At 50.3% G+C, this 8715-nt stretch carries 10 protein-coding genes; 5 read left to right on the top strand and 5 right to left on the bottom strand.

The window, feature by feature from the left end:
* On the top strand, positions 1-298 hold a 298-nt coding region (locus tag SGI98_12650; protein ID MDZ4744252.1), incomplete at its 5' end, for an aquaporin.
* Between the two features lie 704 nt (positions 299-1002).
* Here the strand turns inward: SGI98_12650 and SGI98_12645 are convergent.
* Positions 1003-1251, bottom strand: coding sequence for a hypothetical protein (locus tag SGI98_12645; protein MDZ4744251.1), 249 nt, complete (start codon positions 1249-1251; stop codon positions 1003-1005).
* Positions 1252-1264: 13 nt separating this feature from the next.
* Entirely contained in the window at positions 1265-1552 is a 288-nt protein-coding gene (locus SGI98_12640; protein ID MDZ4744250.1) for a hypothetical protein, read from the bottom strand.
* Positions 1553-1957: 405 nt separating this feature from the next.
* Here SGI98_12640 and SGI98_12635 point away from each other — a divergent pair, with 405 nt between their 5' ends.
* The 3 genes from SGI98_12635 to cysC are packed head-to-tail and all read left to right on the top strand — an operon-like array spanning position 1958 to position 4874.
* The gene (locus SGI98_12635; GenBank protein ID MDZ4744249.1) at positions 1958-2206 is read left to right on the top strand and encodes an NIL domain-containing protein; all 249 of its coding nucleotides are present in this window, start codon (positions 1958-1960) and stop codon (positions 2204-2206) included.
* A 59-nt stretch (positions 2207-2265) separates the two neighbouring features.
* Positions 2266-2991, top strand: a complete 726-nt coding sequence (locus tag SGI98_12630; protein MDZ4744248.1) for a phosphoadenylyl-sulfate reductase — start codon at positions 2266-2268, stop codon at positions 2989-2991.
* Positions 2988-4874 carry an adenylyl-sulfate kinase gene (cysC, locus tag SGI98_12625; protein ID MDZ4744247.1) on the top strand — a complete coding sequence of 629 codons (1887 nt, stop codon included), beginning with the start codon at positions 2988-2990 and terminating at the stop codon, positions 4872-4874. Before SGI98_12630 ends, cysC begins: the two co-directional genes overlap by 4 nt.
* Here the strand turns inward: cysC and SGI98_12620 are convergent.
* Genes SGI98_12620 through ilvD form a run of 3 tightly spaced genes read right to left on the bottom strand, consistent with a single transcriptional unit; the run spans position 4871 to position 7957 of the window.
* Positions 4871-5605 carry a methyltransferase domain-containing protein gene (locus SGI98_12620; protein ID MDZ4744246.1) on the bottom strand — a complete coding sequence of 245 codons (735 nt, stop codon included), beginning with the start codon at positions 5603-5605 and terminating at the stop codon, positions 4871-4873. The two genes, cysC and SGI98_12620, sit on opposite strands and share 4 nt — an antisense overlap.
* A gap of 22 nt (positions 5606-5627) precedes the next feature.
* Positions 5628-6236 (bottom strand): hypothetical protein, encoded by a 609-nt coding sequence (locus tag SGI98_12615; GenBank protein ID MDZ4744245.1) that lies wholly within the window; start codon positions 6234-6236, stop codon positions 5628-5630.
* Positions 6233-7957: a dihydroxy-acid dehydratase gene (ilvD, locus tag SGI98_12610; protein ID MDZ4744244.1), complete on the bottom strand. Its 1725-nt coding sequence runs from the start codon at positions 7955-7957 to the stop codon at positions 6233-6235. Before ilvD ends, SGI98_12615 begins: the two co-directional genes overlap by 4 nt.
* Positions 7958-8040: 83 nt before the next feature.
* Here ilvD and SGI98_12605 point away from each other — a divergent pair, with 83 nt between their 5' ends.
* On the top strand, positions 8041-8541 hold the full coding sequence (locus tag SGI98_12605; protein MDZ4744243.1) for a hypothetical protein: 501 nt from the start codon (positions 8041-8043) through the stop codon (positions 8539-8541).
* Positions 8542-8715 lie beyond the last annotated feature (174 nt).

Here is an 8715-nt window from a genome sequence, read left to right as displayed (position 1 = left end):
CGAGGTCGTCCTGACGTTTTTCTTTTTGCTGATCATCCTCGGCGCCACCGACAAGCGGGCGCCACAGGGTTTTGCCCCGATTGCCATCGGCCTAGGCCTGACCTTGATTCATCTCATTGGAATTCCGGTCACCAACCTTTCCGTCAACCCCGCTCGCAGCACGGGTCCCGCGCTTTTTGTCGGGGGCTGGGCGATCCAGCAACTCTGGCTTTTTTGGCTGGCTCCCATTGTAGGTGCGGCGCTCGCCGGTTTGGTTTATCCGGCCGTTGCGGGTAAATCCTCCGAAAAAGCGCAGTAAACTGAAATCGGAAGTTCAGATATTCTACACTGCCCTCGCGATGAGCGCTGTGAGGTAGGGAAGGATTTGTTTTTTCGCGAGACGACGCCATTGTGTTGCCACGCCCAAGAGGGGCCTTCGTCGGGAAAGTCGAGGAGCCAGGTGAAGCTTTCCGAGCTGCGCACGAGGAGGATCGAGTTTTGTGTACTGACGTCGGTGACGGGGAGCGTTGAAAAAAAGTAACTGTGCGACGCACGGTAGGTTTCGAGCTCTCCGACGAGTTGCGCTTGTTTTTCGTGCAAGTGGGAAAAGCTGAGCTCTTCAATCTGGGAAACACTGAAGCGAACTCCGCGCTCGGTGTATTCTTTGCAATCGGCGGTGACGGCCTGGGTGCTCGACATCGTGAGTGGCGTGGGGAACTCACGGAAAAAATCTCGACGGCCAGGTTGGCGGGATTTGCGCCAGGCCTTCAGCCTCTAACAACGGTGTCCAACATTCCTTGAATTTTTCCGATGAGGAAATGTCTTGTTGGGGCGGGAATGCCCTGAATTAAGTCTCTTGCTTTGGGGATTTGAAACGGTCTCGCTGAGGCTGCGGAGGCATTTAAGGATTTAGTGAGCACCCGCAAATGCGGGAAACTCCCCGACTGGGAGTGGATTGTGGGTGGAGTCATGCGGGTCATTTCCGAACAAAAAACAGGGCGTGGTTTTCTTCAATGCTTTGAGTCATGGGGCAGGAAGTGTCCCCAACTGAGTCATTATTTTAAGCGTCTCAGGAATGCCCGAGCCGGGGAGAATGTCATGGAAATGGGCAAAAAGGATTTCTTTCCAGGCCTCGTGCATTTTCTGGGTGAGATATTCCTTGGCTTTTAATACGTCACCGACGGAGCAAATTGCTTCGGTGTCGAGGGTGAGGTTTTCTGCGATGCGGTTACACTTTTTGATCAGGGCCGCACCAGTGTAGCAGCCTTCCATCTCGTGGTTGAGTTCACCGGTGACTACGGGCGATTTGCGCGCGGATCATGTCGAGGAGCCCGGGTTGGTATTGCGCGCGGATCTTATAAATGGAGCCTTGGTCTTGGGAGAATTTGTCTTCGGGGAATTCCTCCATGAGCTTGAGCACGGTCGTCATGGTGTCGCAGGTGGTGGCGACGGTTTCCTGCCACGAGAAAATCCAGGTCATGTCGATATGGGCATGGTCCACGGCGTGGATCGTGTAGGACTCCACCTCTTTGTGAAGGGGGATCAGGATATTTTTCGAGAGAAGTAACCGCACGGGCGAGTCTTTCCGCGGACGCTGTGGTTAAACCCTTTTCAAATATACTGGCAGCTTCCCCGAGCAATTTGCTCCAGCCCTTTGCTTTGGCGGGGGTGAGCTCGCAAATTGTTTTAGCAAAATCCTGCTGTGCGGCCCCGCGCATTGAGGTTGTCACCGTGCTAACGTGCTTGGGAGTGAAAAGGAGAGCAAATTGCGCCACGGAGTGGAATCCGATTTTGGAGGGCAATCACCCCCGCACGTAAGGGGCTAGTGGGGATATTCACCTGCGAGATAAACCCGATGGGATTGATTTGATCGGAAACAGGACAAATTTAATTCCTATAAAACAGATAGGAATGAAGCGGTCATTGACATTCCATGTGAAGACAGCGTAAGTATTATGTGTTACCTATATTCAACATTATGTCCGAAGAAAATTATCGTTTTTGGCTTAGCTACTCAGCGGAGCTGGTTCAACGCCCCTTAATTTGGGAAATGAGCCAGAAATTCCCTGTTGTATTTAATATCAGGCAAGCCAGCGTGACCCAAGAGGTCGGTATTATCGCCCTTGAGCTTCGAGGTGAACGGAGTCAGATCAAAGATGTGATCAAATGGTTTGAGAGCCAAAACGTACAGGTGGAGCCGGTGGAGCTTAATACGATCGAAGGGTAAGACGTTTCTGATTTTCTTCTGACGCATAGGTTTTTTAGATAAAACCGGATAAGTTGATTATGGGATTATTTACGGCAGAGAGGCTCCATGATCTGAACGAGTCGTTTGAGAATGCGACGACCGAACAGATTTTGGAGTGGTTATGGACAGAGCTAGGGACGCGTGCGTCTTTTGGAACGAGTTTCCAAGGGGCGGGGTTAGTGGCTATCGATTTGGCTTATAAAAACCAGTGGAAGTTTCCTGTATTCACGCTTGATACCGGGTATTTATTCCCGGAAACCCTGGAGTTAAAAAAGAGGATCGAAGACCGTTACGGCATCACTATCGAATCATGCAGCCCCGAGCAAACGGTCGGGGAGCTAGAGGTAGAGTATAAGGGTAATCTCTATGAGTCGAAGCCGGACCTTTGTTGTTATTTGAGGAAGGTAGAGCCGCTGAAAAAGAAATTATCAGGCTTGGACGGTTGGATCACGGGGTTACGCCGGAGCCAGTCACAGACGAGGACCGAGGTCGGGTTTGTGGAGCTGTATGAATTTGACCCTGTTTTTAATAAAGAAATTTTAAAGATAAATCCCGTAGCCAAATGGACTAAAGAGGAAGTGTGGGATTTTATCCGCAAGGAAGGAATCCCGTATAACCCGCTTCACGATAAGGGATATGCCAGTATCGGTTGCTGGCCTTGCACTCGTCCTGTCAAAGAGGGCGATAGTGAAAGGGCTGGTCGTTGGACAGGATTTGATAAAACAGAGTGTGGCATACACACGTTTATGGAGAAGAAAAAATGACTGCGCGCGCAAGTACACTGGAACAACTCAAAATCGTTATCGTCGGACATGTTGACCACGGGAAATCCACTTTTATCGGGAGACTCTTTCACGACACGGGCTCTTTGCCTGAAGGTAAATACGAGCAATTAGTAAAAATCGCCGAACGGCGTGGGGTGCCATTTGAATGGGCTAACCTGATGGACTCGCTCCAGTCCGAGCGCGACCAAAATATCACCATGGATACGAGCCAGATTTGGTTCAAGACACTCAAACGCCAGTACGTGATTATCGATGCGCCGGGACATAAGGAATTCCTCAAGAATATGATCACCGGTGCCGCCCGTGCGGACGCGGCCCTACTTTTAATCGCCGCCAATGAAGGGGTGCAGGAACAGTCCCGTCGGCATGGTTATTTGCTCAGTCTTTTAGGCGTCAAACAAGTGGTGGTACTCGTTAATAAGATGGATCTCATCGATTATGATGAAAAAGCCTTTGAAAAAATCAAAAAAGAATACACGGATTTTCTGACACAAATCGGGATTCACCCAAATACATTCATCCCCATCGCTGCCAAACACGGAGTGAATATCGCTGCCCATGATGAGGCTTGTGCCTGGTATAAGGGCATGACGGTTCTTGAAGCCTTGGATCAATTTGAACTCCCGACGGAACCAACCGATAAATCCCTGCGGATGCCCTTACAGGATATTTTCCGTTTTGATCACCGCCGGATATTAGCCGGAAAAATCGAGTCCGGGAAACTGAAAGTCGGGGACAAATTGCTTTTCCTTCCCAGCTATAAGACCAGTGAAGTAAAATCAATCGAGTCGTGGAATAGCCCTGCGGCCAATGAGGCTTCGGCCGGGCAGTCTGTCGGGATTACCTTGACCGAACAAATCTTTGTGGAACGCGGGGAAATCGCCGTTCATGAGTCCGCCCCGTGTAAGGTGGGCAAATTGATCCGAGCAAAAATCTTTTGGATGAGTCGGGTTCCTTTTGAAGTCGGCAAACGTTATCGCCTCAAGGTGGCCACTCAGGATGTGGAATGCGAGCTCAAGAAGGTGATTAAAGTCATCGATGCCTCGACATTGGATACGAATGACACGGAAAAATCGAAAGTCGTCCGGAATGACGTGGCAGAGGTCGAGATCGCATTAAAAGAACCTTTGGCCATTGACCTCTATAATGATATTGCGGAGACGGGACGTTTTGTGCTGGTGAATAAAACGGAAGTCTCCGGTGGTGGGGTCACCATGGAAATCGTCGAGTCGGGGCGTACAAAGTCCGATAATATCACCGCGAATAAAGCCCAGATCACTTACGACGATCGTGTCATCAAAAATGGTCATAAAGGGGCTATTGTCTGGTTGACGGGCCTGAGCGGGGCGGGCAAATCCACCATTGCTAATGAACTCGAAAAAGAGCTTTTCACCCGCGGCCTTCAGGTTGTTTCGGTGGATGGCGATAATTTGAGATTCGGCCTTTGCTCGAATCTCGGGTTCTCCGCAGAAGATCGTAGTGAGAATATCCGGCGTGCGGCCGAGGCGGCCAAAATGATGGCGGAGTTCGGGCAAATTGTTATTGTCTCGTTGATTTCCCCTTTCTTAGCTGACCGTGCGCGTGCCCGTGAAATCGCCCAAGAAGCCGAGATCGATTTTATCGAGATTTATGTGAATGCCCCTCTGAATGTCTGCGAGGCACGTGATCCAAAACATCTTTATAAAAAAGCGCGTAATGGGGAGATTGCCCAATTTACCGGCATTTCATCTCCTTACGAGGCCCCTGAAAAACCAGACCTTGAGATTCCGACAGACAAACTCCCCGTCAAAGAGGCAGTTGTCGAAATCATGCACGAGCTCCTCAAGAGGGTGGAAATCCGCCAAGAAGGATTTGAAATCTAATCACACTGGGCAAGAATGCGCATGTACCGGTACGTGGCCATGGAATAATCGCCACGCCGGTGGTTTTGATCATAGGCTTTAATGATCTTACGCAGTGCGCCTGCATAAAGCCTCGGATTCTTGGATACAGCGCCGATCCCATGGAGGCTCCTCAATAACGATTGGCATGAGTCATAACGAACCACTTTTGTCATGACTTGGTGAGTAAGGATATTTAATCCGGCTTTTTCAAAAAGGAGTTGCCAATCATGCTCGTCCCTCCAAGTAAGAGGAATCGTCTCTTCACTCAAATACTGGTTTAACTCCCCTAATGTTCCGGAAATGAAGACCGAACACAAAACTCGGCCCCCGGGTTTCAGACAATCAGCCCAGTGTTTGAGAACGGAGAGGGGATCATTCATCCACTGCAGGGTACTTGAAGAGAAAATCCAGTCCAAGTCATTATACTGCAAATCATGGGCTTCTTGTCTTTCCCACGAGATATGAGGGATTTTCTGGGCCCCGATCTCTACCATCTCCTGGCTGCTATCCGTAGCGACGAGGGAACCATTCCAATTATGCAAATAACGGGTGAAGTGTCCCGTGCCAGCGCCCACTTCCAATGCGGCCCCCGTCTTTTTAGTCGGGAGCCATTTGGACAACCAATCAGCCACTTCACTCTGGATAACCGCATGATGATCGTAACATTTGGCTTTCTGGTTGAAGTTAGGTTGAGTGAGCACAGCAATCATAATTTAAGACTCTTATATATAATTAGACACCATTTTTAACCGTCAAGATATCACTGATAGAATGGTTACAATCAAGTGACAGGAGATTATTAAACACATGTCTCAAAATGTCAATATTTATTAACTCGTCATAATTACCGGCAATTACGGGGTTATAATTACTTAATAATGAAACACTTACTTCTGTGTCGATCATTTGATCGAGACCCCACGCGAGATCCTCCAGTGGGTAGGGCACTTCAATGGGAGAGGTTATTTGGAGTCCAGATTTTTTATAGAAGTCATTAATCGCATCCAGAGGTTTGCGGCTTAACCAGCGTTTTAAAAATTTGAGCTGGGTGAGTGTGATATTCGAACCCCGGTTAGATTCGGCCTTAAAGTCTAAGAAAGGGGCATAGAGTTCGACGTGTATTCCAAGCTTTTTCAGGTCATGATCCTGCTGCAAAAGGAGGAATGCCCCGAAGGAATATCCTGCGATCACATCCGCTGAGGTGGCCTGTGCTTTGAACCCTTCAAACCATGAGGCCGTGGGCAGGATGATGTGGTGTTCATCCTGAGGGAGGTGCGTGCGCAGCTGTCGGGCAAACCATTCTTCTGGAATCGCCCAACCGCTGACCCACAACCTTTTCATGAACCGAAATTAAGATTCAGATTTTTATCCGTAACGGCTCCTTCGGAAGCGGAGGCACATGTGGCTGCAAACTTTGCGAGGAGACCTTTTGTATAACGGGGAGCTTTTGGTTTCCATTTTGCCCGGCGTTTTTTGAGTTCAACAGCAGGAATATGGAGGGTGAGCACTCGGTTAGCGGCATCAATCGTCACTTGGTCACCATTTTGGACTAAGGCGATCGGTCCGCCGACAGCGGCCTCCGGAGTGATATGTCCGACGACAAATCCATGGCTACCTCCGCTAAAGCGCCCGTCGGTGACCAAGGCGACATGATGGCCGAGTCCGCGTCCCATGACAGCGGCTGTCGGGGAGAGCATTTCGCGCATGCCCGGTCCGCCCTTTGGCCCTTCATAACGAATCACGATGACATGACCTTTTTTAATTGTCCCGTCCTGGATTTTGATAATCGCCGCTTCTTCCGAATCAAAAACATGGGCTGTACCGGAAAATTTCAGGCCTTCCTTGCCCGTGATCTTTGCGATCGCCCCACCCGGTGCCAGGTTACCTTTCAGTACGACCAGATGGCTCTCTTTTTTGATCGGGTTACTCAGGGGGCGGATGATCTGCTGGGATTTAGGATAATGTTTCACTGACTTGAGATTTTCTTTCAGGGTCTTGCCCGTCACGGTCATGCAATCACCGTGGAGAAGGCCTTCCTCCAGCAAGAGTTTCATCAATGGTAACATGCCGCCGATTTTGATCAGGTCACTCATGAAAAAACGCCCGAAAGGTTTGAGATCACCGAGGCAAGGGACTTTTTTGCCGATGCGGGTGAAGTCATCGAGACTGAGTTTAAGCCCGCGGGCATGGGCGATAGCCAGGATGTGCAGGACGAGGTTAGTCGATCCCCCGAGGGCCATGGCCGTGGTGATCGAGTTCTCGAAGGCTTCCTTGGTCATGATGTCATGGGGACGGATGCCGAGCTTGAGCATATTTACCACGGCAGCCCCGGCTTGGCGGCTATCGAGGATTTTATGTTTGGAGATGGCATTTTGAGCCGAGCTATTTGGCAGGCTCATGCCCATGGCTTCAATGGCGGATGCCATGGTATTTGCCGTGTACATACCCCCGCAGGAACCAGCACCCGGGATGGCGCATTTTTCGATTTCTAAGAGTTGTTTACTGGTGATTTTCTTATTAGCATGGGCGCCGATTCCCTCATAGACACTGACGATGTCGATAGGTTTACCCGTGCTCTTGAGGCATCCTGGCAGGATGGTCCCGCCGTACACAAAGACCGCCGGGCGGTTGAGCCGAGCAATGGCGATCATGGCCCCGGGCATATTCTTGTCACACCCGCCGATGGCGACAAATCCGTCGAATCCTTCACAACCCACGACAGCCTCGATCGAGTCGGCGATGACCTCGCGTGACACGAGGGAGTATTTCATGCCTTCGGTGCCCATTGATATCCCGTCGGAGACAGTGATCGTATTAAATATCACGCCTTTACCCCCGGCCTTATCGGTGCCAGCACAGGCTTCACGGGCGAGCTCGTCGATGTGCATATTACACGGGGTGACCATACTCCAGGTGGAGGCGATCCCGATTTGGGGCTTGTTAAAATCATTGTCATTAAATCCCACAGCACGGAGCATGGCGCGGCTTCCGGCCCGGGAAGGGCCATCCACCATCACGGATGAGTGCGGGCGGGTGTAATTCTTCTTTTTCGCTTTTTTCATGGATTTCCTCAAGGTTCTGTATTTGAATAGACCTACATTTACTAGCAGCTTGTGGTCAACACGCGAGAAAAAAGAGGTGGGATATGCAAGACTATCATTGCCCGAATTGTAAAGGATCTCTCAGCCAGACAAAAAACCAATACGGTTTTGTCTATCTCTGTAAACCATGCCGCGGGGTAGCCATTGGAACCGGCCCCCTGAAAAAAATGGTGCCAGAGAAAATCGTAACTGCCCTCTGGGTCAAAGCCCGCCAATCCGATGCCCACCAGTCCCGCCCCTGCCCGACCTGCGTAAAGCTCATGGATGAAATCGTCGCGCTGGAAGATACCCCTCATCCTGTGCATGTGGATATTTGCCTTTCATGTTATCTGGTATGGTTCGACCAGCAGGAATTCGAGCAATTCCCAAAAGTCGAAAAAAACAATGAAGACCTCCTGTTAAATAACCAGAAAGCCCGTGAAGCCCTCGCTATGCTGGAAATCGAAAGGATCGCCAGCCAGTCGAGGCGGAATCAACCCCCCGATAAGACAGCCCACACTTCCCAGGCCATTGATTTTATTAATACATTTATCAGCCTCGACTAGGGGGCTCTCTCTCTCTCTCCGCGGCCAACCTGCGCAAATTGCTATATTCGGGCGGACGGCTGCGCCCGGTGGATATGAAGAGTGTGCGGAATAACGATCAAAATCCTTTCTTTGCCATCGGTTACCAGTATCATGACATCAACCGCATGGACACCCGCACGATCAATGCCGTCG

It is taken from the genome of Verrucomicrobiota bacterium, assembly GCA_034440155.1.
Taxonomy (GTDB): Bacteria; Verrucomicrobiota; Verrucomicrobiia; order JAWXBN01; family JAWXBN01; genus JAWXBN01.
This window is presented reverse-complemented; position numbering and strand designations above follow the sequence as displayed.